27 protein-coding genes are annotated in these 24,786 nt (G+C 41.9%); all 27 read left to right on the top strand.

All coding sequences use genetic code 11. From position 1 onward, the window contains the following. The first annotated feature begins 65 nt into the window (after positions 1-65). Positions 66-1,889, top strand: coding sequence for an excinuclease ABC subunit UvrC (gene uvrC / locus HMPREF9188_RS03215; protein ID WP_009729896.1), 1,824 nt, complete (start codon positions 66-68; stop codon positions 1,887-1,889). 24 nt (positions 1,890-1,913) lie between these two features. Then, positions 1,914-2,519: a hypothetical protein gene (locus HMPREF9188_RS03220; protein ID WP_009729897.1), complete on the top strand. Its 606-nt coding sequence runs from the start codon at positions 1,914-1,916 to the stop codon at positions 2,517-2,519. Then, positions 2,516-3,355, top strand: a complete 840-nt coding sequence (locus HMPREF9188_RS03225; protein WP_009729898.1) for a metallophosphoesterase family protein — start codon at positions 2,516-2,518, stop codon at positions 3,353-3,355. The genes HMPREF9188_RS03220 and HMPREF9188_RS03225 overlap by 4 nt, the downstream gene beginning before the upstream one ends. A gap of 158 nt (positions 3,356-3,513) precedes the next feature. Continuing rightward, positions 3,514-4,038, top strand: a complete 525-nt coding sequence (locus tag HMPREF9188_RS03230; RefSeq protein ID WP_009729899.1) for a hypothetical protein — start codon at positions 3,514-3,516, stop codon at positions 4,036-4,038. A 185-nt stretch (positions 4,039-4,223) separates the two neighbouring features. Then, the gene (locus HMPREF9188_RS03235; protein WP_000670154.1) at positions 4,224-4,829 is read left to right on the top strand and encodes a nitroreductase family protein; all 606 of its coding nucleotides are present in this window, start codon (positions 4,224-4,226) and stop codon (positions 4,827-4,829) included. A 13-nt stretch (positions 4,830-4,842) separates the two neighbouring features. Continuing rightward, complete coding sequence (pepV, locus tag HMPREF9188_RS03240; protein ID WP_009729900.1) at positions 4,843-6,243, top strand: dipeptidase PepV; 1,401 nt, start codon at positions 4,843-4,845, stop codon at positions 6,241-6,243. 53 nt (positions 6,244-6,296) lie between these two features. Next, positions 6,297-6,887 (top strand): uracil-DNA glycosylase family protein, encoded by a 591-nt coding sequence (locus HMPREF9188_RS03245; RefSeq protein WP_000078138.1) that lies wholly within the window; start codon positions 6,297-6,299, stop codon positions 6,885-6,887. Beyond that, positions 6,884-7,171 carry a rhodanese-like domain-containing protein gene (locus HMPREF9188_RS03250; RefSeq protein WP_000659136.1) on the top strand — a complete coding sequence of 96 codons (288 nt, stop codon included), beginning with the start codon at positions 6,884-6,886 and terminating at the stop codon, positions 7,169-7,171. Before HMPREF9188_RS03245 ends, HMPREF9188_RS03250 begins: the two co-directional genes overlap by 4 nt. A gap of 171 nt (positions 7,172-7,342) precedes the next feature. Continuing rightward, a complete protein-coding gene (gene brnQ / locus HMPREF9188_RS03255) occupies positions 7,343-8,668 on the top strand; it encodes a branched-chain amino acid transport system II carrier protein (protein WP_001074570.1) in 1,326 nt (441 codons plus the stop codon). Positions 8,669-8,769: 101 nt separating this feature from the next. Beyond that, positions 8,770-9,807, top strand: coding sequence for a M42 family metallopeptidase (locus HMPREF9188_RS03260; protein ID WP_001076934.1), 1,038 nt, complete (start codon positions 8,770-8,772; stop codon positions 9,805-9,807). A gap of 1 nt (position 9,808) precedes the next feature. Continuing rightward, a complete protein-coding gene (locus HMPREF9188_RS03265; RefSeq protein ID WP_000335644.1) occupies positions 9,809-10,270 on the top strand; it encodes an HIT family protein in 462 nt (153 codons plus the stop codon). A gap of 15 nt (positions 10,271-10,285) precedes the next feature. Then, positions 10,286-11,002: an LD-carboxypeptidase LdcB/DacB gene (ldcB, locus tag HMPREF9188_RS03270; protein WP_000747747.1), complete on the top strand. Its 717-nt coding sequence runs from the start codon at positions 10,286-10,288 to the stop codon at positions 11,000-11,002. A gap of 122 nt (positions 11,003-11,124) precedes the next feature. Beyond that, positions 11,125-11,550 carry a 50S ribosomal protein L11 gene (gene rplK, locus HMPREF9188_RS03275; RefSeq protein WP_001085808.1) on the top strand — a complete coding sequence of 142 codons (426 nt, stop codon included), beginning with the start codon at positions 11,125-11,127 and terminating at the stop codon, positions 11,548-11,550. A 207-nt stretch (positions 11,551-11,757) separates the two neighbouring features. Then, positions 11,758-12,447: a 50S ribosomal protein L1 gene (rplA, locus tag HMPREF9188_RS03280; RefSeq protein ID WP_001085676.1), complete on the top strand. Its 690-nt coding sequence runs from the start codon at positions 11,758-11,760 to the stop codon at positions 12,445-12,447. A gap of 175 nt (positions 12,448-12,622) precedes the next feature. After that, positions 12,623-13,135: an adenine phosphoribosyltransferase gene (locus HMPREF9188_RS03285; protein WP_009729901.1), complete on the top strand. Its 513-nt coding sequence runs from the start codon at positions 12,623-12,625 to the stop codon at positions 13,133-13,135. Positions 13,136-13,321: 186 nt separating this feature from the next. Next, the gene (gene metA, locus HMPREF9188_RS03290) at positions 13,322-14,266 is read left to right on the top strand and encodes a homoserine O-acetyltransferase MetA (RefSeq protein ID WP_009729902.1); all 945 of its coding nucleotides are present in this window, start codon (positions 13,322-13,324) and stop codon (positions 14,264-14,266) included. Between the two features lie 8 nt (positions 14,267-14,274). Continuing rightward, positions 14,275-14,952, top strand: a complete 678-nt coding sequence (locus tag HMPREF9188_RS03295) for a DnaD domain-containing protein (protein WP_009729903.1) — start codon at positions 14,275-14,277, stop codon at positions 14,950-14,952. Positions 14,953-15,047: 95 nt separating this feature from the next. Then, complete coding sequence (gene tpiA, locus HMPREF9188_RS03300; protein WP_000087900.1) at positions 15,048-15,806, top strand: triose-phosphate isomerase; 759 nt, start codon at positions 15,048-15,050, stop codon at positions 15,804-15,806. 179 nt (positions 15,807-15,985) lie between these two features. Continuing rightward, on the top strand, positions 15,986-17,722 hold the full coding sequence (locus HMPREF9188_RS03305) for an ABC transporter ATP-binding protein (RefSeq protein ID WP_009729904.1): 1,737 nt from the start codon (positions 15,986-15,988) through the stop codon (positions 17,720-17,722). An 8-nt stretch (positions 17,723-17,730) separates the two neighbouring features. Next, complete coding sequence (locus HMPREF9188_RS03310; protein ID WP_009729905.1) at positions 17,731-19,512, top strand: ABC transporter ATP-binding protein; 1,782 nt, start codon at positions 17,731-17,733, stop codon at positions 19,510-19,512. 149 nt (positions 19,513-19,661) lie between these two features. After that, positions 19,662-20,180 (top strand): Dps family protein, encoded by a 519-nt coding sequence (locus HMPREF9188_RS03315; protein ID WP_000229891.1) that lies wholly within the window; start codon positions 19,662-19,664, stop codon positions 20,178-20,180. 208 nt (positions 20,181-20,388) lie between these two features. Further along, positions 20,389-20,727, top strand: coding sequence for a zinc ribbon domain-containing protein YjdM (locus HMPREF9188_RS03320; RefSeq protein ID WP_001061600.1), 339 nt, complete (start codon positions 20,389-20,391; stop codon positions 20,725-20,727). Between the two features lie 2 nt (positions 20,728-20,729). Continuing rightward, on the top strand, positions 20,730-21,353 hold the full coding sequence (locus HMPREF9188_RS03325) for a Pr6Pr family membrane protein (protein WP_000775198.1): 624 nt from the start codon (positions 20,730-20,732) through the stop codon (positions 21,351-21,353). A gap of 120 nt (positions 21,354-21,473) precedes the next feature. Next, entirely contained in the window at positions 21,474-22,625 is a 1,152-nt protein-coding gene (locus HMPREF9188_RS03330) for an MFS transporter (protein ID WP_000816266.1), read from the top strand. A gap of 99 nt (positions 22,626-22,724) precedes the next feature. Further along, complete coding sequence (gene truA, locus HMPREF9188_RS03335; RefSeq protein ID WP_000199149.1) at positions 22,725-23,474, top strand: tRNA pseudouridine(38-40) synthase TruA; 750 nt, start codon at positions 22,725-22,727, stop codon at positions 23,472-23,474. After that, complete coding sequence (locus tag HMPREF9188_RS03340; RefSeq protein WP_009729906.1) at positions 23,464-24,237, top strand: bifunctional hydroxymethylpyrimidine kinase/phosphomethylpyrimidine kinase; 774 nt, start codon at positions 23,464-23,466, stop codon at positions 24,235-24,237. Before truA ends, HMPREF9188_RS03340 begins: the two co-directional genes overlap by 11 nt. Further along, entirely contained in the window at positions 24,215-24,676 is a 462-nt protein-coding gene (locus tag HMPREF9188_RS03345; RefSeq protein WP_009729907.1) for an ECF transporter S component, read from the top strand. Before HMPREF9188_RS03340 ends, HMPREF9188_RS03345 begins: the two co-directional genes overlap by 23 nt. Positions 24,677-24,786: the final 110 nt, after the last annotated feature.

Raw genomic sequence — 24,786 nt, forward strand, 5'->3', positions numbered from 1 at the left:
CTCCAACAAGTGATTGGTGGGGCTTTTTGTTCGTCCTGTCACAGGCTTTTTGCTATAATGGAACTATGAACAACTTGATCAAATCAAAACTAGAGCTCTTACCAACCAGCCCTGGTTGCTACATTCACAAGGATAAAAATGGTACTATTATCTATGTAGGAAAGGCTAAAAATCTGCGCAATCGCGTGCGGTCCTATTTCCGTGGCAGTCATGATACCAAGACGGAAGCTCTGGTATCTGAGATTGTGGATTTTGAATTTATCGTCACTGAGTCTAATATTGAGGCGCTTCTCCTAGAAATCAACCTGATCAAGGAGAATAAGCCTAAATACAATATCATGCTCAAGGATGACAAGTCCTATCCTTTCATCAAAATCACAAATGAGCGCTATCCTCGTTTGATTATCACCCGTCAGGTCAAGAAGGACGGCGGTCTTTACTTTGGTCCCTATCCAGATGTAGGGGCAGCCAATGAAATCAAGCGACTGCTGGATCGGATTTTTCCTTTTCGTAAGTGTACCAATCCGCCGTCTAAGGTCTGTTTTTATTACCATATCGGCCAATGTATGGCCCACACCATCTGTAAGAAAGATGAGGCCTATTTCCAGTCCATGGCTCAGGAGGTTTCTGATTTCCTAAAAGGACAGGATGACAAAATTATCGATGACCTCAAGGGGAAGATGGCAAAGGCAGCTCAAAGTATGGAGTTTGAACGTGCGGCGGAATATCGCGATTTGATTCAGGCCATTGGAACACTTCGGACCAAGCAAAGGGTCATGGCGAAAGATTTGCAAAATCGCGATGTCTTTGGTTACTATGTGGATAAGGGATGGATGTGTGTTCAGGTTTTCTTTGTCCGTCAAGGCAAGCTCATTGAGCGGGACGTCAATCTTTTCCCCTACTACAATGATCCGGATGAGGACTTCTTGACCTATGTGGGACAATTCTATCAAGAAAAATCCCACCTGGTTCCCAATGAGGTGCTGATTCCGCAGGATATCGATGAAGAAGCTGTCAAAGCCTTGGTGGATACCAAGATTCTCAAACCCCAGCGTGGAGAGAAAAAACAACTGGTTAATCTAGCCGTAAAAAATGCTCGTGTTAGTCTGGAGCAGAAGTTCAATCTGCTAGAAAAATCTGTTGAAAAGACCCAAGGAGCTATTGAAAATCTGGGACGCTTGCTTCAAATTCCGACTCCGGTTCGCATCGAGTCCTTCGATAACTCTAATATCATGGGAACCAGTCCTGTTTCAGCTATGGTGGTTTTTGTCAATGGCAAACCAAGTAAAAAAGACTACCGAAAGTACAAGATAAAAACGGTTGTCGGTCCAGATGACTATGCTAGTATGCGTGAGGTTATTCGCAGACGTTATGGTCGAGTACAACGTGAGGCTTTGACTCCACCAGATTTGATTGTCATCGATGGGGGACAAGGTCAGGTCAATATCGCCAAGCAAGTCATCCAAGAAGAGCTAGGTTTGGATATCCCAATTGCAGGTCTGCAAAAGAATGACAAGCACCAAACCCATGAGCTACTCTTTGGGGATCCGCTTGAGGTGGTGGAGTTATCACGAAATTCTCAGGAATTTTTCCTCCTCCAACGCATCCAAGATGAGGTGCACCGCTTTGCTATCACTTTCCACCGGCAACTGCGCTCCAAAAATTCCTTTTCATCACAACTGGATGGGATTGAAGGATTGGGATCTAAACGCAAGCAAAATCTCATGAAACATTTTAAGTCTCTCACTAAAATCAAGGAAGCCAGTTTGGATGAGATTGTCGAAGTTGGTGTGCCAAGGGTAGTCGCAGAAGCTGTTCAGAGAAAGTTGAACCCTCAGGAAGAAGTGGAATTGGCTCAAGTGGCGGAACCATTAAAAGAATTAGAATAAGTATCTGGATAGAAAGTAGAAGAAATGAATAGTATTGAGATTGACAGAGATATACTCCTTTTTTTACGATTTGCTTACTTTGGGAATTCAAAAGATTTATTTTTAGCTGCAACTACTCGAGCCTATCTTGATTTTAATCGAACCTTGCGATTTCATGGCATGCCAGATGAACAGCGCTTGGAGATGAGAAATCAAGCTTCTAAGTGTATCAAAGAAGCGATTTTAAATCTCTTGAATCGGGACAAGCTGTGTCAAACTGATTTTGATAGTTGGCATCATAGGACTTGTGATGTTTTGATAGATTGCTATCGCTCAAATGGGATTCGATTCACTTACGGTCATGCTCAAAAGTGGATTAATATGACTTTCAAGTATCTGTATATGCTTGAAGCTGTAACCCTAGACTTCGTTTTTCCTTTTTTACACGTACCGATAGATAACATCGTGTTAGAGAGGGCGAACAAACAGTTGTGTATCCCAAGACCTTCTCAAGTGTGGAGTAGTTGGGGAGATTACGCTTTCTATCTTCAATATCAAGGTTATTTGAGACAAAGAATAGGCAAGGAAAATCCTCTTCGTTGGGAGTTTCACAATTGGCTAGATGAAATAGAAAAAGGAAAACCATCATGAACCATAAAATCGCAATTTTATCAGATATTCATGGCAATGTGACAGCGCTAGAAGCGGTGATTGCAGATGCTAAAACTCAAGGAGCCAGTGAATATTGGCTTATGGGAGATATTTTTCTTCCTGGTCCAGGTGCAAATGACTTGGTCGCTCTGCTAAAGGACTTTCCTATCACAGCAAGTGTTCGAGGCAATTGGGATGATTGTGTCCTTGAGGCTTTAGATGGGCAATATGGCTTAGAAGACCCACAGGAAGTCCAGCTCATGCGATTGACCCAGTTTTTGATGGAGCGAATGGATTCTGAAACGATTGTCTGGCTACGAAGCTTGCCTTTGCTGGAAAAGAAAGAAATTGACGGATTGCGCTTTTCTATCTCTCATAATTTGCCAAATAAGAACTATGGTGGTGACTTGCTAGTTGAGAATGATACAGAGAAATTTGACCAACTCCTAGATGAGGAAACGGACGTGGCGGTCTATGGTCATGTTCACAAGCAGTTGCTTCGTTATGGTAGTCGAGGGCAACAAATCATCAATCCAGGTTCGATTGGCATGCCCTATTTTAACTGGGAGGCGTTAAAAAATCACCGTGCCCAGTATGCCGTGATAGAAGTGGAAGATGGGGAATTGGTCAATATACTATTTCGTAAAGTCGCTTATGACTATGAAGCGGAGTTAGAATTGGCCAAGTCCAAGGGCCTTCCCTTTATCGAAATGTATGAAGAACTACGTCGTGAAGATAACTATCAGGGGCACAATTTGGAACTTTTGGCTAGTTTAATCGAAAAGCACGGGTATGTAGAGGATGTAAAAGATTATTTTGATTTTCTGCAAAGTTAGAAATAAAGCGGGTAGCCCATATTTTGAAGTGAGGTTTGTAGTCGAATCGCTTAGAAAAGAGTCAGACGATGAGGAAGAAAAGATGCCTTAGCTAAAGTTTGACATTGAAATTATTTTGTTATACAATGAACTCAATTCTTAATAAAAAGGAGAACATTATGAAGAAAATTATTACAGCCAGTATGGCTCTTTTATCTGTTGTTGTTTTAGCAGCATGTTCAGGGAAAACAACGTCTGATTCTTCGACTAAGGCTTCAAGCTCTGTAGAACAAACTTCTTCTTCAGAGACTTCATCAACAACGTCTAGTTCTAAGACAGAAAATAATGAGGTTGTTTTGATCACCGATGAAGAAATTGACAATGCTAAAACTGTTGGAGATGTGAAGAAAGTCTTTGGCAAATTAGTCGACAATTATAAAAAGCATGCAGTTGAAATTGGGGAAAAAATTCCAGAGAGTGGAAAAGAAGCATATAACGCCCAAGTTGAACCAGCGCTTAAGTCTATGGAGACTGTAAGAGAGTCATTTAACGAAAGCCTTTCAAGTATTGGTTCTGATGATACAGTAGTGCCAGAACAAACGCGTACTCTATTTGTTCAACAGTTGAAAACTGGACGTGACACAATGAAGAAAGCACTGGAGTCAGCGTATAAAGCAATTGCTCCATACACATCTGGTCAATAATATAAGAAAGTAGGTGTTCGATCACCTGCTTTTTGATTGCTTCAAATCTAAAGCGATACCTACTTAAAGAGCTCCAAATTAATAGCAGAGAGTTTGAAAGAAGTACTAACTCTATGAAAAATCTCTGCAAGCTCTTTCAAAATATGGTAAAATGGAAGCAGTAGAATTAGAAAAGGAAATCGATCATGAAATTTCTTGAATTAAATAAAAAACGTCATGCAACCAAACATTTCACTGATAAGCCGGTGGATCCCAAAGATGTACGTACGGCTATTGAAATCGCAACCTTAGCTCCAAGTGCCCATAACAGCCAGCCATGGAAGTTTGTAGTCGTTCGTGAGAAAAATGCTGAATTGGCAAAATTGGCATACGGTTCGAACTTTGAGCAGGTGTCATCAGCACCTGTAACCATTGCCTTGTTTACAGATACGGACCTTGCTAAACGTGCTCGCAAGATTGCCCGTGTTGGTGGTGCAAAGAATTTCTCAGAAGAGCAACTTCAATACTTTATGAAAAATTTGCCTGCTGAATTTGCACGTTACAGTGAACAACAGGTCAGCGACTACCTAGCACTCAATGCAGGTTTGGTTGCCATGAATTTGGTTTTGGCTCTTACAGACCAAGGAATCGGTTCTAACATTATCCTTGGTTTTGATAAATCAAAAGCCAATGAGGTTTTGAACATCGAAGACCGTTTCCGCCCAGAACTCTTGATTACAGTGGGTTACACAGACGAAAAATTGGAACCAAGCTACCGCTTGCCAGTAGATGAAATCATCGAGAAAAGATAGAAGGAAGAAAAAAATGACAGCAATTGATTTTACAGCAGAAGTAGAAAAACGCAAAGAAGACCTCTTGGCTGACTTGTTTAGCCTTTTGGAAATTAACTCAGAACGTGATGACAGCAAGGCGGATGCTGATCATCCATTTGGACCTGGTCCAGTAAAAGCCTTGGAAAAATTCCTTGAAATTGCAGACCGCGATGGCTATCCGACTAAAAATGTTGATAACTATGCAGGACATTTTGAGTTTGGTGATGGAGAAGAAGTTCTTGGAATTTTTGCCCACATGGACGTGGTGCCTGCTGGCAGCGGTTGGGACACGGACCCTTATACACCAACTATCAAAGACGGTCGCCTTTATGCGCGTGGTGCTTCCGATGACAAGGGACCTACAACTGCTTGTTACTATGGTTTGAAAATCATTAAAGAACTTGGCCTTCCAACTTCTAAAAAGGTTCGCTTTATTGTCGGAACTGATGAAGAATCAGGCTGGGCTGACATGGACTACTATTTTGACCATGTAGGACTAGCAAAACCAGACTTTGGTTTCTCTCCAGATGCTGAATTCCCAATCATCAACGGTGAAAAAGGAAATATCACAGAATACCTCCACTTTGCAGGTGAAAATACAGGCGCTGCCCGTCTTCACAGCTTCACGGGTGGTTTGCGTGAAAACATGGTACCTGAATCAGCAACAGCAGTCGTTTCAGGAGACTTGGCTGACTTGCAAGCTAAATTAGATGCCTTTGTTGCAGAACACAGACTCAGAGGAGAAATCAAAGAAGAAGCTGGCAAATACAAGGTGACCATCATTGGTAAATCAGCTCATGGTGCTATGCCTGCATCAGGTGTCAATGGAGCTACTTACCTAGCACTCTTCCTCAGTCAATTTGACTTTGCTGGACCAGCCAAAGACTACCTCGACATCGCTGGTAAGATTCTCTTGAATGACCATGAGGGTGAAAATCTCGAGGTTGCTCATGTTGATGAAAAGATGGGTGCCCTTTCTATGAATGCGGGTGTTTTCCGCTTTGACGAAGCAAGTACTGATAATACCATTGCCCTCAACTTCCGTTATCCAAAAGGAACAAGTCCAGAGCAAATCAAATCAGTTCTTGAAAACTTGCCAGTTGCTTCTGTTAGTCTTTCTGAACACGGTCACACCCCTCACTATGTGCCAATGGAAGATCCACTCGTTCAAACCTTGTTGAATGTCTATGAAAAACAAACTGGTCTTAAAGGTCACGAGCAAGTCATTGGTGGTGGAACCTTCGGCCGTTTGCTAGAACGTGGTGTTGCCTACGGCGCTATGTTCCCAGATTCTATTGATACCATGCACCAAGCCAATGAATTCATCGCCTTGGATGATCTCTTCCGAGCAGCAGCAATCTATGCAGAAGCTATCTATGAATTAATCAAATAAAACGATAGAAGTCTAAGATTTTATGCTTAGACTTCTTTTTGGAGGGAAAACAGATGTCTCAAATCGAAAGAATCAAGCAAGCCATTATGGCGGATCCACAGAATACCAGCTACACAGAACGCGGAATCGAACCTCTCTTTGCAGCGCCAACAACTGCTCGTATCAATATTGTCGGTCAAGCTCCGGGCTTTAAAACGCAAGAAGCTGGAATTTATTGGAAGGATAAGAGCGGTGATCGTCTGCGTGAGTGGCTAGGTGTTGATGAAGACACCTTTTACAATTCGGGGTTGTTTGCAGTTATTCCCATGGACTTTTATTTCCCAGGACATGGAAAATCAGGCGACCTTCCACCCCGTAAAGGCTTTGCCGAAAAATGGCACCCACAACTCCTAAAGGAATGTCCAAATATTGAATTGACCCTTTTGATTGGACAATATGCTCAGGCCTATTATCTTCATGAGAAGGTTAGTGGCAAGGTAACAGAGCGGGTAAAACATTACCAGAACTACTTGCCTGAGTATTTCCCCCTAGTTCACCCTTCTCCTCGTAATCAAATCTGGATGGCTAAGAATCCTTGGTTTGAGTCAGAAGTGGTGCCAGAGTTGCAAAGAAGAATTAAAACGATTTTAGGAGAAAAAGAATGAAAGAAATTTCCTTCGATGAATTTTATCAGCTTTACCAAAATGGTCAGCTTTCTCTAGTGGACGTGAGAGAAATAGAAGAGTTCAAGATGCTTCATTTAGAAGGTGCACACAACTTACCGCTTAGTCAACTGGCTGATACTTATGAGCAGTTGGACAAGGAGCAGTTACATTATGTTATTTGTAAATCTGGGATGAGATCAGCTCGTGCTTGCCAGTTTTTAGAGGAGCATGGATATAAGGTCATCAATGTTCAAGGTGGTATGACGGCCTTTGAAAATCTTTAAAATTTTGCATTTCTCCTACTTGGTGTGTACTAGGTAGGAGGATTTTGTTTTTAGATAATTCTTATTTTTAAAAATATTGAAAACATTCAATATTTACTTCGTGATGCTTTTTTCATACTCTTATTCGTGATATACTAGGTCAGTATTTTAGAAATATGAAGGAGATTCTTTATGGCTAAAAAAGGTGCCCTAACAGGTTTGCTCCTGTTTGGAATATTTTTTGGTGCGGGGAACTTGATTTTTCCGCCTTCTCTAGGTGCCCTATCTGGAGAACATTTTCTTCCTGCCATTGCAGGTTTTGTCTTTTCAGGCGTCGGTATCGCCGTTTTGACTCTCATTATTGGAACTCTCAATCCTAAGGGATACATTTATGAGATTTCTAAGAAAATCTCACCTTGGTTTGCGACGCTTTATCTCGCAGTCCTCTATTTATCGATTGGTCCCTTCTTTGCCATTCCACGTACAGCCACAACAGCTTACGAAGTCGGGATTAGCCCCCTTTTATCAGATGCGAATAAAGGACTTGGATTGATTGTCTTTACCGTACTATATTTTGCAGCGGCTTATTTGATTTCACTCAATCCATCAAAGATTTTGGATCGGATCGGACGTATCTTGACACCAGTCTTTGCTTTGTTGATCGTTATCTTGGTTGTACTAGGTGCCTTCAAGTATGGTGGAACAAGTCCTCAAGCGGCCTCAGAAGCCTATCAATCCTCTGCTTTTGGGACAGGTTTCCTAGAAGGGTATAATACCTTGGATGCTCTTGCCTCAGTGGCTTTCAGTGTCATTGCTGTTCAAACCTTGAAACAACTTGGATTCTCAAGTAAGAAAGAGTACATTTCAACTATTTGGGTGGTTGGTATCGTTGTAGCTCTTGCCTTTAGCTCTCTTTACATCGGTTTAGGATTCCTTGGAAATCACTTCCCGGTACCAGCAGAAGCAATGAAGGGTGGAACACCAGGTGTTTATATCTTGTCGCAAGCTACTCAGGAAATCTTTGGTTCAACAGCTCAACTCTTCCTTGCTGTTATGGTAACTGTAACCTGCTTCACAACGACAGTTGGCTTGATTGTGTCGACAGCAGAGTTCTTTAATGGACGTTTCCCACAAATCAGCTACAAGGTCTATGCAACTGCCTTTACCTTGATTGGATTTGCTATTGCAAATCTTGGTCTTGATGCAATCATTAAGTATTCAGTTCCAGTACTGGTAATCTTGTACCCAATCACCATCGCCATTGTGATGATTGTGATTGTTAATAAGTTTGTCGCCCTATCAAAACCAGGTATGCAGTTAACTATTGGGCTTGTTACAGCGATTGCTCTTGCAAGCGTCCTTGGAAGTTCTTTTAAGATTGAGTTTCTAGCAAATCTCGTCAATGCTCTTCCATTTGCAGCTGCCTCTCTACCATGGCTAGTGCCAGCTATTATCGGAATCTTGCTTTCACTGGTTCTACCAAACAAGCAAGAGAGTGATGTTTTTGAGATGGAATAAAAAAATAGAAATCACTTTTGTAAGTCAACTTTACAGGAGTGATTTTTCTTTTTTCCTCTCTACTGAAATATGCTATAATAGGTAGCAAAAGAGGTGAAGAAATGAATCAGACTATAAACTATATCAAAGAACTAACCGCTATTACATCTCCGACGGGCTTTACTCGTGAGATTTCAGAATACCTAGTCCATACTTTAGAAGAGCTTGGTTACCAGCCGGTTCGTACAGCCAAGGGCGGTGTCAATGTGGCCATTAAAGGTCAAAATGATGAACAACATCGCTATGTGACTGCCCATGTGGATACACTCGGAGCTATTGTCCGTGCTGTCAAACCAGACGGTCGTCTCAAAATGGACCGTGTCGGTGGTTTCCCTTGGAACATGATTGAAGGGGAGAACTGTACGGTTCATGTGGCTAGCACAGGTAAAAAGGTATCTGGAACCATCCTCATCCACCAGACTTCTTGCCATGTCTACAAGGATGCAGGAACTGCAGAACGCACACAGGACAATATGGAAGTGCGTTTGGATGCAAAAGTGACCAATGAAAAAGAAACTCGTGCTCTTGGAATTGAGGTCGGTGATTTTATCAGCTTTGACCCGCGAACTGTCGTGACAGAGACTGGTTTTATCAAGTCCCGTCACTTGGATGATAAAGTCAGCGCAGCGATTTTGCTCAATCTTCTTCGTGTTTATAAGGAAGAGGGGATTGCATTGCCAGTAACAACTCATTTTGCTTTTTCAGTCTTTGAAGAGGTGGGCCACGGTGCCAACTCCAATATTCCAGCTCAGGTAGTAGAATATCTGGCTGTCGATATGGGAGCTATGGGCGATGACCAGCAGACGGATGAGTATACAGTGTCTATCTGTGTCAAGGATGCTTCGGGTCCCTATCACTACGACTTCCGTCAACATTTAGTGGCTTTGGCAAAGGAGCAAGATATTCCATTTAAGCTCGATATTTATCCATTTTACGGTTCGGATGCTTCCGCAGCTATGTCAGCAGGAGCAGAGGTCAAGCATGCCCTCCTTGGAGCTGGTATTGAGTCCAGTCACTCTTACGAACGAACACACATTGATTCGGTCGTGGCGACTGAGCGTATGGTAGACGCCTATCTCAAGAGTGCATTGGTAGACTAATATGTGCTTGATTTGTCAAAGAATTGAATGGATAAAGGTAGGGAAGAATCCCTACTTTGTAAAAGAACTAGAAACAGGCTATGTTGTTATTGGAGACCACCAATACTTTAGGGGTTATACCTTATTTCTAGCAAAGGAGCATGTCACAGAACTCTATCAGATGGAGAGTTCTGTGAAACTTCGTTTTCTAGAGGAAATGAGTTTGGTCCAAGAAGCTGTTGCCAAAGCGTTTAAAGCTGAAAAGATGAACATCGAACTTCTAGGAAATGGAGATGCCCACGCTCACTGGCACCTCTTTCCAAGACGATCAGGTGATATGAATGGTCATGGTCTTAATGGTCGTGGTCCAGTCTGGTGGGTGCCCTGGGAAGAAATGGCGGCAGAAGATTGCCAAGTGCAATCCCGTGAGTTGGAACAAATGATTAAAACCTTATCCGATGAATTAGAGAAGCATGTGATTTAAGAGAGGAAGAAAAAAATGAAAAAAAGATACATCGTTTTATCCGGTTTGCTAGCAGTAACCCTAGCAGCATGTTCTCAAGAAACACCTAAAAATGAAGAAAATACTCAAAAAACGGAACAAACTAGTCAACCTGAGGGTACTGTAGGGAGCAAATCTCAAGCTTCTAGTCAGAAGAAGGCAGAAGTTGTCAATAAGGGAGATCACTATAGTATACAAGGGAAATACGATGAAATCGTCGTAGCTAATAAGCACTATCCTTTGTCAAAAGACTACAATCCAGGAGAAAATCCAACAGCCAAGGCGGAGTTGCTGAAACTCATTGCAGCAATGCAAGCAGCTGGCTACCCAATCAGCGATCACTACAGTGGTTTTAGAAGTTATGAAACTCAAACCAAACTTTATCAAGACTATGTGAATCAAGATGGTAAGGAAGAGGCAGATCGCTACTCAGCCCGCCCTGGATACAGTGAACACCAAACAGGTCTTGCTTTTGATTTGATTGGGACTAATGGAGAATTGGTTACAGAGGAGAAGGCGGCCCAGTGGCTCTTAGATCATGCAGCTGACTATGGTTTTGTAGTTCGCTATCTCAAAGGCAAGGAAAAAGAGACTGGCTACATGGCGGAAGAATGGCATCTTCGCTACGTCGGAAAAGAAGCCAAAGAAATTGCTGCAAGTGGTCTCAGTTTGGAAGAGTACTATGGCTTTGAAGGCGGAGATTACGTCGATTAAAAAAGAAATTTTTCTCTTGCATTTTTAGATAAATAGTGTATAATGGATGGGTATGTGTAAAGCATACTTGTGGGAGGTAAAAATCTTACATTACCGCCAAAACCACAAAGGAGGATTTAAAAATGGCTAAAAAAGTCGAAAAACTTGTAAAATTGCAAATCCCTGCTGGTAAAGCTACACCAGCTCCACCGGTTGGACCTGCTCTTGGTCAAGCTGGTATCAACATCATGGGATTCACAAAAGAGTTCAACGCTCGTACAGCTGACCAAGCTGGTATGATCATTCCAGTTGTTATCTCAGTATACGAAGACAAATCATTTACTTTCGTTACAAAAACACCACCAGCTGCTGTTCTTTTGAAAAAAGCTGCAGGTGTTGAAAAAGGATCAGGTACACCTAACAAAACTAAAGTTGCTACAGTTACTCGTGCACAAGTACAAGAAATTGCAGAAACTAAGATGCCAGATTTGAACGCGGCAAACATTGAGTCTGCAATGCGTATGATCGAAGGTACTGCTCGTTCTATGGGATTCACTGTTGTTGACTAATCAATAACACAGTAGAAAATCTCACAGCAGTCTATTAGTTGCTTTTCATACTGGGCCAGTGGCTGATGCTTGTACTTGAGTACAGCAAAGGAACTGAACGAAGTAAAAAAAGGAAAATAATAGACTGAAAACCCGCAAGACTTCATCATTTCGAGAAGTGACGTGGGAGATGAAAATCGATTGAACCACTTACAAGGAGAATAGAAAATGGCTAAAAAAAGCAAACAACTTCGTGCTGCTCTTGAGAAAATCGACAGCACAAAAGCATACAGTGTAGAAGAAGCTGTAGCACTTGCAAAAGAAACTAACTTTGCAAAATTTGACGCAACTGTAGAAGTTGCTTACAACTTGAACATTGACGTTAAAAAAGCTGACCAACAAATCCGTGGCGCAATGGTATTGCCAAACGGTACTGGTAAAACTTCACGCGTTCTTGTTTTCGCACGTGGTGCAAAAGCTGAAGAAGCAAAAGCTGCTGGTGCAGACTTTGTTGGTGAAGATGACCTTGTTGCGAAAATCAACGACGGTTGGTTGGACTTCGACGTAGTTATCGCTACACCTGATATGATGGCTCTTGTTGGACGTCTTGGACGTGTCCTTGGACCACGTAACTTGATGCCAAACCCTAAAACTGGTACTGTAACAATGGATGTTGCTAAAGCAGTTGAAGAGTCTAAAGGTGGTAAAATCACATACCGTGCTGACCGTGCAGGTAACGTTCAAGCAATCATCGGTAAAGTATCATTTGAAGCTGAAAAATTGGTTGAAAACTTCAAAGCTTTCAACGAAACAATCCAAAAATCAAAACCAGCTACAGCTAAAGGAACTTACGTAACAAACTTGACAATCACAACTACTCAAGGTGTTGGTATCAAAGTTGACGTAAACTCACTTTAATCAGTAGTTTATAAAAGAGAAGACGAGTACGAAAGTGCTCGTTTTTTTTTGATGAGCATTACCTTTTAGAAAATCAGTTCATTGATCAGCTTTGTAGCAATAGTGCGTTTCCTCTTCTTCTTTCACAGAAAATATGGTATAATAGAGAGTAAAAAACTTTGAAAGAAAGAAAAAGATGAATTTAAAAGATTATATCGCAACGATTGAAAATTATCCTAAGGAAGGCATTACCTTCCGTGATATCAGCCCTTTGATGGCAGATGGAAATGCTTATAGCTACGCTGTTCGTGAAATTGTTCAGTATGCAACGGACAAGAAGATCGACATGATCGTGGGTCCAGAGGCTCGTGGATTTATTGTCGGATGCCCAGTTGCTTTTGAATTGGGAATTGGCTTTGCACCTGTTCGTAAACCAGGAAAATTGCCACGTGAAGTGATTTCTGCTGACTATGAGAAAGAGTACGGTATTGATACCTTGACTATGCATGCTGATGCAATCAAGCCAGGCCAACGCGTTCTCATCGTAGATGATCTCTTGGCAACAGGTGGAACTGTCAAGGCAACAATTGAGATGATTGAAAGACTTGGTGGAATTGTAGCAGGCTGTGCTTTCTTGATTGAACTGGATGAGCTTAAAGGCCGTGAAAAAATCGGAGATTACGATTACAAGGTACTTGTGCACTATTAATGAAAAACAGTCCTTGGGCTGTTTTCTCTTCATCCGCTATATAAATTAACTATAGCTAGTTAGAGAAAAACTATAATTGAAAACTATATCTTCATACAGTATAATATAGGGAAGAAGTATTTGGAGGTTTTTACTTTCAAACAGAACAACATCATTCCCGAAATAGAGAACTGTTAGGAGGGTATTATGCCGATTCGACTTGATAAAAAATTACCAGCTGTTGAGATTTTAAGGACAGAAAATATCTTTGTGATGGACGACCAACGGGCCGCTCATCAGGATATTCGCCCCTTGAGGATTTTGATTTTAAATCTCATGCCCCAAAAGATGGTAACAGAAACGCAACTTTTGCGGCATTTGGCTAATACACCGTTGCAATTAGATATTGATTTCTTATATATGGAAACGCATCATTCAAAGACAACCCGTGCCGAACATATGGAAACTTTCTATAAGACTTTTCCAGAGGTCAAGGATGACTTCTTTGATGGAATGATTATCACGGGAGCACCAGTGGAGCATTTGCCTTTTGAGGAGGTGGATTACTGGGAAGAATTCAAGCAGGTTATCGAATGGTCCAAGACGCATGTTTTTTCAACCCTGCATATCTGTTGGGGTGCACAAGCAGGTCTTTATGTTCGCTATGGCGTTGAAAAGCACCAGATGGATCGGAAACTATCAGGTATTTACCCACAGGATACTTTAAAAGAGGGGCACCTTCTTTTTAGAGGTTTTGATGATCGCTATGTAGCTCCTCATTCTCGTCATACTGAGATTTTAAAAGAAGAGATCTTAAACAAGACCAATCTTGAGATTCTATCAGAAGGTCCTGAGGTTGGAGTTTCTATCTTAGCTAGTCGAGATTTGCGTGAGATTTATAGTTTTGGTCATTTGGAGTATGATCGTGACACTTTGGCAAGAGAGTATTTTCGTGATTATGAGGCGGGACTCGATCCTCATATCCCAGAGAACTACTTTAAAAATGATGATGTAAATGAGACGCCCTGTCTTTGTTGGTCTTCATCAGCTGCCCTCTTTTTCAGCAATTGGGTAAACTATGCAGTTTATCAAGAAACCCCTTTTGACTGGAGAAAGGTAGAGGATGATGCGGCTGCATTTGGATATTTATAAGAGGAATTATGACATATTTTGACGCTTTCAAATCAGGGAACTTGGTTTTGCCAAGTGCCCTGCTCTTGCATTTTAAGGAACTCTTTCCTTCCAGCGAAGATTTTCTCGTCTGGCAATTTTTCTATCTACAAAACACCACAGCCTTAGGAGATGTTTCGCCTAGCCAGATTGCTGAAATTATTGGCAAAGAGGTAGCAGATGTCAACCAGTCTATTTCAAACTTAACTGAAAATGGGCTACTACAATATCGAACCATTGAACTAAATGGGGAGATTGAGCTTATTTTTGATGCTAGTTTAGCTTTTGAACGCTTGGATAGCTTGTTGGACAGCCAAACTCCAGTTGCAACTGCCCCAAATCCGCAAAATCAATTGAAGGATCTGGTTGAGACTTTTCAGCAGGAATTGGGGCGCTTGTTAACACCATTTGAAATCGAAGATCTTTCCAAGACTGTCAAAGAAGATGGAATCAGGGCGGATTTGATCAAGGAAGCTCTCCGAGAGGCGGTTTTTAATGGCAAACCAAACTGGAAGTACATTCAGGCAATCCTTCGTAACTGGCGCCATGAAGGTATCCAGTCTGTGGCTCAGGTGGAGGCTAAACGAGCAGAACGAGAAGTTAACAATCCCAAACAAGTTCAGGCTTCAGCTGATTTCCTCAATGCCATGAATTTGTGGCACGATTAGTCGCTTGAAAAATCTTGAAAATTAGAGTAAGGTTTGCAAGCTCCTTATAAATATGATAGAATAATAGTGAATAAAATGAAAAAGAGGTATGTGAAATGTCACGTAAACCATTTATCGCTGGTAACTGGAAAATGAACAAAAATCCAGAAGAAGCAAAAGCATTCGTTGAAGCCGTTGCATCAAAACTTCCTTCATCAGACCTTGTTGAAGCAGGTATCGCAGCTCCTGCAGTTGATTTGACAGCTGTTCTTGCTGCTGCTAAAGGTTCAAACCTTAAAGTTGCTGCTCAAAACTGCTACTTTGAAAATGCAGGTGCGTTCACTGGTGAAACTAGCCCACAAGTTTTGAAAGAAATCGGTACAGACTACGTTGTGATCGGTCACTCAGAACGTCGTGACTACTTCCATGAAACTGACGAAGATATCAACAAAAAAGCAAAAGCAATCTTTGCAAATGGTATGCTTCCAATCATTTGTTGTGGTGAGTCACTTGAAACTTACGAAGCTGGTAAAGCTGCTGAATTCGTAGGTGCTCAAGTATCTGCTGCATTGGCTGGCTTGACAGCTGAACAAGTTGCTTCAACAGTTATCGCTTACGAGCCAATCTGGGCTATTGGTACTGGTAAATCAGCTTCACAAGACGACGCACAAAAAATGTGTAAAGTTGTTCGTGACGTTGTAGCTGCTGACTTTGGTCAAGAAGTTGCTGACAAAGTTCGTGTTCAATACGGTGGTTCAGTTAAACCTGAAAACGTTGCTTCATACATGGCTTGCCCAGATGTTGACGGTGCCCTTGTTGGTGGTGCATCACTTGAAGCTGAAAGCTTCTTGGCATTGCTTGATTTTGTAAAATAATCTAGCTTATTCTAGACAGACAGTTAAAAGTACTAAGTGACTTTGACTGCCTGTCTTATTTTTACTTGGGGCATTCTTGTGAAAGAGGGATTTTTCTAGACTAGGAAAGTTCCTTAGGGAAGGAAAGGCGTGCGGATGCGCGCTCTTTTCTGTATAAAAGAGTTATGAAAGGAGGAGTTATGCTCTATATTTGGTCTTATTTGAAAAAATATCCCAAGTGGTTATTCTTGGATTTCTTTGGAGCGGTTTTCTTTGTTGTCGTCAATCTTGGACTGCCAACTGTTCTGGCTCGGATGATTGATGAAGGTGTGAATAAAGGGAATGAACAGCAATTGTATGTTTGGGCTGCAATTATGCTGGTGATTATCCTATGTGGAACCTTGGGGCGTATAGTCTTGGCCTATGCTGCTAGTAAGCTGACGACCAATATGGTCAAGGATATGAGGGATGATCTCTATGCCAAATTACAAGAGTATTCTCATCATGAATATGAAAAGATTGGAGTGTCTTCACTGGTTACTCGTATTACCAGTGATGCCTTTGTTCTCATGCAGTTTGCAGAACAGATCTTAAAACTGGGTGTCATCACTCCTATGATGATGCTGTCTAGTATCTTAATGATTTTCCTGACCAGTCCGTCATTAGCCTGGATAGTGGCCTTTGCAGTACCTTTCTTAGCCGTGGTGGTCATTTATGTAGCGGTCAAGACTCGACCATTATCAGAGAAACAGCAGGCCACCTTAGACAAAATCAATCAATACGCTAGAGAAAATCTGATGGGACTCCGTGTTATTCGTGCCTTTGCTCGTGAGGAGTTTCAAGAGGAACGTTTTGCAGGACAAAATGCAGTCTATGCAGCCAATTCCAATCGTCTGTTTAAACTAACCGGTTTGACGGAACCTTTGTTTGTTCAGATTATCATTGCCATGATTGTAGCTATTGTCTGGTTTGCTCTGGACCCTATCAAACAAGGAAGCTTGCAAATTGGGGATCTAGTAGCCTTTATCGAATATAGTTTTCACGCTCTCTTGTCCTTCCTTTTCCTATCCAATCTATTCACCATGTACCCCCGTACAGCTGTTTCGAGTGAACGCTTGAAAGAAGTCATGGAGATGCCGATTTCTATTGATCCAAATGAAGGAGGTATCAGAGAAACTGAAACTCACGGCTATTTGGAATTTGAAAATGTCACCTTTGCTTATCCAGGTGAGACGGAAAATCCTGTTTTGCACAATATTTCGTTCTGTGCCAAACCAGGCGAAACCATTGCTTTTATCGGTTCGACCGGATCGGGTAAGTCTTCTCTTGTGCAATTGATTCCTCGTTTTTACGATGTTACACTCGGGAAAATCAAGGTTGATGGTGTTGATGTGAGGGATTACCGCCTCAAGTCTCTCCGTCAAAAGATTGGTTTTATCCCGCAGAAGGCCTTGCTCTTTACAGGAACTATCGCTGAAAATATCCGCTATGGGAAGGAAGATGCTAGTCACAAAGACCTACATCAGGCAGCGGATGTGGCGCAAGCCAAAGATTTTATCGAAAGCCGAGACGAAGGATTTGCGACCCATCTAGCTGAAGGCGGAAGCAATCTTTCTGGTGGACAGAAACAGCGTCTTTCAATTGCCAGAGCTGTTATAAAGAATCCTGATATCTATATTTTTGACGATTCCTTTTCAGCCTTGGATTATCGCACAGATGCCATTCTACGCCGTCGTCTCAAGGAAGTCACTCAAAATGCTACAGTCTTAATCGTTGCCCAACGTGTTGGGACTATTATGGATGCGAACCAAATTATCGTTCTTGATAAGGGAGAAATCGTGGGTCGTGGTCGACATGAGGAATTGATGGAGACCAATGACATCTATCGTGAAATTGCTGAGTCGCAGTTGAAAAATGCATCTCTAACAGAAGAATAGGAGGAAATATGAAAACACAATCTAGTTTGGCTCGTTTGTGGAGCTATTTAAAAGCCTACCGTTTTTCTGTCTTCTTTGCAGTCTTTCTAAAAGTTTTGAGTGTGGTCATGAGTGTCTTAGAACCTTTTGTCTTGGGGCTAGCCATTACGGAGTTGACAAAGAATCTCTTAGATATGGCTAATGGACTGGCGGGTGCTGGTATCAATACTGGCTACATCGGAACTGTTTTAATCATTTACCTCTTTAGAGGTCTCTTGTATGAACTTGGTTCTTATTATTCCAACTATTTCATGACTAATGCGGTCCAGTCCATGACACAGGATCTGCGAAATGAAATGACTGAAAAGATCAATCGTATCCCTGTATCTTTCTTTGACAAACACCAGTTTGGTGATTTATTGGGACGCTTTACCAGTGATGTTGAGACGGTTTCCAATGCCCTTCAGCAGTCTTTTCTTCAAATTGTTAATGCCTTTTTGACGATTGTCCTCGTCATGGGAATGGTATTATACTTGAACTTTCAGCTGGCTATAGTGGTGATTCTATCCATTCCAGTGACCTATTTTGGTGCTAGAAGCATCCTGAAACGTTCTCAGCCTTATTTTAAAGAGCAGGCGGCTATTTTAGGAAGGATGAATGGTTATGTGCAGGAAAATCTCACAGGTTTTAATGTTTTGAAACTCTATGGTCGTGAGGAAACTTCGCATAAAGAATTTTCTGAGATTACGGACGACCTCCAACGTGTTGGCTTTAAAGCCAGCTTTATCTCTGGACTCATGATGCCAGCTCTTCATGCCGTATCAGACTTGACCTATCTGATCGTTGCAGTTCTTGGTGGTTTGCAGGTTATTGCAGGCCGTTTGACAGTGGGGAATATGCAGGCTTTTGTTCAGTATGTTTGGCAGGTTAGCCAGCCTATCCAAAACATCACACAACTTGCGGGTCAAATGCAAAGTGCCAAGTCTTCGCTCGATCGTATCTTCGAGATCTTGGATGAGACAGAGGAAGTCGAAGGAGAAGAACTCGAAATCCTTGAACCCTTAACAGGTCAGGTGAGCTTCCAACATGTTGACTTCCAGTATGTTGAAAACAAACCATTGATTCGAGACTTTAATCTGGAAGTTCAACCGGGAGAGATGGTGGCGATTGTTGGTCCTACTGGAGCTGGTAAGACGACCTTAATCAATCTGCTTATGCGCTTTTACGATGTCACAGCAGGCGCAATCTTGGTTGACGGGCAGAATATTCGCCAGTTGTCACGTCAAGACTATCGCAGTCAGTTTGGGATGGTCTTGCAGGATGCTTGGTTATATGAAGGTACGATCAAAGAAAACCTACGTTTTGGAAATCTTGACGCCAGTGACGAGGAAATAATAGAAGCTGCCAAAGCAGCAAATGTAGACCACTTTATCCGAACTCTTCCTGGTGGTTATAACATGGAGATGAACCAAGAGTCGAGCAATATTTCCCTAGGGCAAAAACAACTTTTGACCATCGCGCGTGCCCTCCTAGCCAATCCTAAAATTCTCATTCTGGATGAAGCAACTTCCTCTGTTGACACCCGTTTGGAACTCTTGATTCAAAAAGCCATGAAACGCTTGATGAAGGGAAGAACCAGCTTTGTTATCGCTCACCGTCTCTCTACCATTCAAGAAGCAGACAAGATTCTCGTTCTTAAGGATGGACAGATTATTGAGCAGGGAAATCATGAAAGCTTGCTCCAAGCAAAAGGTTTTTATTATGACCTGTATCAAAGCCAATTTTCAAGTAAATCCGAGCAAGTCGGCTAATTAAAACTGCCCAGACTATTCTTAAATTATCAGTCTATTGCAACTTTTCTCAGATAGTACATTTTCCTTGATATCATTTTCTGGTAGTAGTATACTTGTATTATAGCTACTGTGAAGTGGTTATAAAAAAATGAAAAGAGGTAAGAAATATGGTTGAATTGAAAAAAGAAGCAGTAAAAGACGTTACAACATTATCTAAAACAGCGCCAGTAGCATTGGCAAAAACAAAGGAAGTATTGAACCAAGCAGTAGCGGACTTGTATGTGGCTCACATTGCCCTTCACCAAGTTCACTGGTATATGCGTGGTCGTGGTTTCCTCGTATGGCATCCAAAAATGGATGAATACATGGATAGCCTTGATGGCTATCTTGACGAAATCAGTGAACGTTTGATCACCCTTGGTGGAAAACCTTATTCAACTTTGACAGAATTCCTTCAACACAGTGAAATCGAAGAAGAAGAAGGAGAATTCCGTAACGTTGAAGAAAGCTTGGAACGTGTTCTAGCGATTTATCGCTACCTCATCGCTCTTTTCCAAAATGCTTTGGATGTGACTGATGAAGAAGGCGATGATGTTACAAACGATATCTTTGTTGGTGCTAAGGCTGAACTTGAAAAAACAGTTTGGATGATTGCAGCAGAACTTGGACAAGCTCCTGGTTTGTAAGATATAGTTGCTACCCCTTTTATCATGAGGTGCTTGATAAGTGCCTATGATCAATCATCTTTTAAAAGTCATGTAACTGTAAAAAGTTGCATGATTTTTTGTCTGCTGGACTTAGGACACATTGTCAAAAGTAGGATTTTACGGTATAATAGTTGCTGTTCAATAACATATGAATTTTAAAGAATAATTGTTAGTTTAAGGAGGACTTATGAACAACTTACCAAATTGCCCAAAATGTAATTCAGAATATGTCTACGAAGACGGAAGCCTCTTGGTCTGCCCAGAGTGTGCCTATGAGTGGAATCCTGCAGAAGTTGCAGAAGTAGAAGAAGGTGTTGTTGCTATCGATGCCAATGGAAATAAATTGGCTGACGGCGATACTGTAACCCTTATCAAGGACTTGAAAGTAAAAGGTGCGCCAAAGGATTTGAAACAAGGAACTCGCGTTAAAAATATCCGTATCGTAGAAGGTGACCACAACATCGACTGTAAGATTGATGGTTTTGGAGCTATGAAACTTAAGTCAGAGTTTGTTAAGAAAATCTAGCCATGAAACTGAACTACAAATTTATCTTTTATAGCCGTGTACTTTTGTTCTTAGCGGCATTTACAGGAGTTTATTTAGAAATTACCAAGCACGGTGGTTTTGGTATGCTCCTTTACTACACGGTGCTGTCTAATCTCTTGGTAATGATTTTCACCGGCTATCTGCTCCGTGTGATGAGCCGTTCAGGTGAAAATTGGCAAAGTCCGACCTTGCTTCGTCTCAAGGGTGGTGTTACCATGAGTATCATGATTACCTGTGTGATTTACCATTTTATGCTTGCTCCGATTGCGACAGACTTTTACCGTGTGGAAAATTTCCTTTGCCACTATATCGTTCCACTCTGGTTTTTAGCCGACACCCTCTTCTTTGATAAACGGGGCCAATACAAAATCTGGGATCCAGTTTTGTGGACCATCTTGCCCTTGGTTTATATGATTTTTGCCTTGTTTAACGGACTGGTCTTAAAACTCAATATTCCGAATTCCAAGGACAATCCCTTCCCATATTTCTTTTTAAATGTGAACAAGGGTTGGGACGTGGTTATCAAATGGTGTTTGATCATTTTTGCGGCGTATATGGTTGCAGGCTTCATCTTCTATATGATCAAGCAAATCAAGCGAAAATAGTCTTCCTATGAGGAAAGTTAGGACGGAGTCTCTAGTTCAATTGGGCTCCTTCTTTTCTTGCCATCTTCCTTTTAAAAGGATCAACAGTGAGAAATATAGAAATATATAGAAAGAAAATCCATGAAACAATATCTAGAACGGGCTAGTATTTTGGCCCTCTCCCTCGTTTTGATTACCTCCTTTTCCATCTCAAGTGCTCTGCCAGCCATGTTTGACTACTATCAAGGCTACCCCAAAGAACAAATTGAGCTTCTCGTTAGCCTTCCTTCTTTTGGGATTATGATTATGCTGGTCTTAAATGGGGTTTTGGAGCGTTTGCTGCCTGAACGTCTTCAGATTAGTCTAGGGCTTCTCATCCTCTCTATCGGTGGAACAGCTCCCTTCTGGTATCAGGATTATAACTTTGTCTTTGCGATGCGGATTTTATTTGGCTTGGGTGTGGGGATGATAAATGCCAAGGCCATTTCCATCATCAGCGAACGCTATCATGGGAAGACACGGATTCAGATGCTGGGTCTCCGCGGATCAGCAGAAGTTGTCGGGGCGTCGATTTTGACTCTAGTGGTTGGTCAACTCTTATCCTTGGGATGGACAGTGACTTTCTTGGCTTATAGCGCTGGATTTTTAGTATTGCTCCTTTATTTGCTCTTTGTCCCTTATGGGAAGGAAAAGAGGGAAACAAGGAAAAAAGAGGCCGAAACGACTCGTTTGACAGGACAGATGAAAAGCTTAATTTTTCTATTGGCTGTCGAAGCAGCAGTTGTTGTCTGCACTAATACAGCTATCACCATTCGTATTCCTAGTCTGATGGTGGAAAGAGGTCTAGGGGACGCCCAGTTATCGAGTTTGGTTTTAAGTATCATGCAGTTGATTGGTATCTTGGCAGGTGTTAGTTTTTCTTTCTTTATCTCTCTGTTTAAAGAAAGGTTGCTCCTTTGGTCAGGTATCACCTTTGGATTGGGGCAGATTGTGATTGCCTTGTCTCCGTCATTGGGTGTGATGGTAGTTGGAAGTATTGTGGCAGGTTTTTCCTACAGTGTGACCTTGACCACTGTCTTTCAGCTTCTTTCCGAAAGAATCCCAGCGAAACTCCTTAACCAGGCAACGTCTTTTGCAGTGCTAGGATGCAGCTTTGGAGCCTTTACGACACCTTTCATTCTTGGGGCGATTGGCTTGGTGACTCAAAACGGTATGTTGGTCTTCACCATTCTAGGATGCTGGTTGATTGTCACTTCTATCTTTGTTATGTACGCACTTCAAAAGAGAGCTTAGGATTGGTTTCCTAAGTTTTTCTTTTCGGGAATTTTGTACCCAGACAATTTATATTCTTTGAACTTGTTTGCAGGATTATTTCTTGATAAAATAGAAGTTATGACAAGATATAAAGCAATCATTTCCTATGACGGGTATGCATTTGCTGGTTTTCAGCGCCAGCCTCATGCGCGGAGCGTTCAAGAGGAAATCGAAAAAACCTTAACGAGACTCAATAAGGGGCATGCCATCACTGTTCACGGTGCTGGTCGGACGGATAGTGGGGTTCATGCTCTGGGACAGGTTATTCATTTTGACCTGCTCTATCAGATGGATGAGGAAAAACTCCGTTTTGCTCTGGATACCCAGTCTCCTGAAGATATCGATGTGATTTCAATGGAGCTTGTGGCGGATGATTTTCATTGCCGTTATGCAAAACATAGCAAGACCTATGAGTTTATCGTGGATAGAGGGCGCCCCAAAAATCCTATGCGCCGTCACTATGCTACTCACTTTCCCTATCCGCTTGATGTGGAGCGGATGCAGATGGCAATCAAAAAGCTAGAGGGAACCCATGATTTCACTGGTTTTACAGCATCTGGAACCAGTGTAGAGGACAAGGTTCGGACCATTACAGAAGCTAACCTTACAGTTGATGAGACAGGGCAGTTTTTGACCTTTACCTTTTCAGGAAATGGTTTCTTGTATAAACAGATTCGCAATATGGTGGGGACGCTGCTCAAAATTGGAAATAATCGAATGCCAGTTGAGCAGATTGACCTAATTTTGGAGAAGAAGGACAGGCAACTTGCAGGTCCCACGGCGGCACCAAATGGCTTGTATTTAAAGGAGATTCGTTATGAAGAATAATCGTATTTTGGCACTTTCTGGGAATGATATTTTTAGTGGTGGAGGTTTGTCAGCTGATCTTGCCACCTATACCTTGAATGGCTTGCATGGTTTCGTAGCAGTGACTTGTTTGACGACCTTGACAGAAAAGGGGTTTGAAGTCTTTCCTACGGATGATACTATTTTCCAACATGAGTTGGATAGCTTGCGTGACGTGGACTTTGCAGGGATCAAGATTGGTCTTCTCCCTACTGTCAGTGTGGCTGAGAAGGCACTGGACTTTATCAAGCAACGTCCGGGGGTGCCTGTGGTATTGGACCCCGTCTTGGTCTGCAAGGAAACGCATGATGTGGCAGTCAGCCAACTCTGCCAAGAGTTGATTCGCTTTTTCCCTTATGTGAGTGTGATCACTCCTAATCTCCCAGAAGCAGAATTGCTAGCTGATCAAGAGATTAAAAACTTGGAAGACATGAAAACAGTAGCGCAGAAATTGCATGACTTGGGAGCGCCAGCAGTCATTATCAAGGGAGGCAATCGCCTTAGTCAGGACAAGGCTGTAGATGTCTTTTATGATGGGCAAAATTTTACAGTTCTAGAAAATCCGGTCATTCAAGGCCAAAATGCTGGTGCAGGTTGTACCTTTGCCTCAAGCATCGCCAGTCACTTAGTTAAAGGTGATGAACTTTTACCAGCAGTAGAAAGTTCTAAAGCTTTCGTTTACCGTGCTATTGCACAAGCAGATCAATATGGAGTAAGACAATATGAAGCAAACCAAAACAACTAAAATCGCTCTTGTATCTCTATTAACCGCCCTTTCTGTGGTTCTAGGTTATTTCTTAAAGATTCCAACACCAACAGGTATTCTAACTCTCTTAGATGCGGGTATCTTCTTTGCAGCCTTCTACTTTGGTAGTCGTGAAGGGGCTGTAGTCGGAGGTCTAGCAGGTTTCTTGATTGACCTCTTATCAGGCTATCCACAGTGGATGTTCTTTAGCCTGATCAACCATGGCTTGCAGGGATTTTTCGCAGGATTTAAAGGAAAATGGCAATGGCTAGGCCTTATCTTAGCAACGATTGTTATGGTGGGGGGTTACGCCTTGGGTTCAACTTTGATGAATGGCTGGGCAGCAGCCCTACCAGAAATCCTACCAAACTTCCTGCAAAATATCGTGGGAATGGTTGTAGGGTTTGTGCTTAGTCAAAGTATTAAGAAAATTAAGTAAAGCGGCTGGAGAAAAGTTCTAAAAATCAGAAAAACGCATAATATCAAGTGTTGAAAAACCTTGATACTATGCGTTTTATTGTGGGAAGATTTTATACTCTTCGAAAATCA

The organism is Streptococcus sp. F0441 (assembly GCF_000314775.2).
Classification (GTDB): domain Bacteria; phylum Bacillota; class Bacilli; order Lactobacillales; family Streptococcaceae; genus Streptococcus.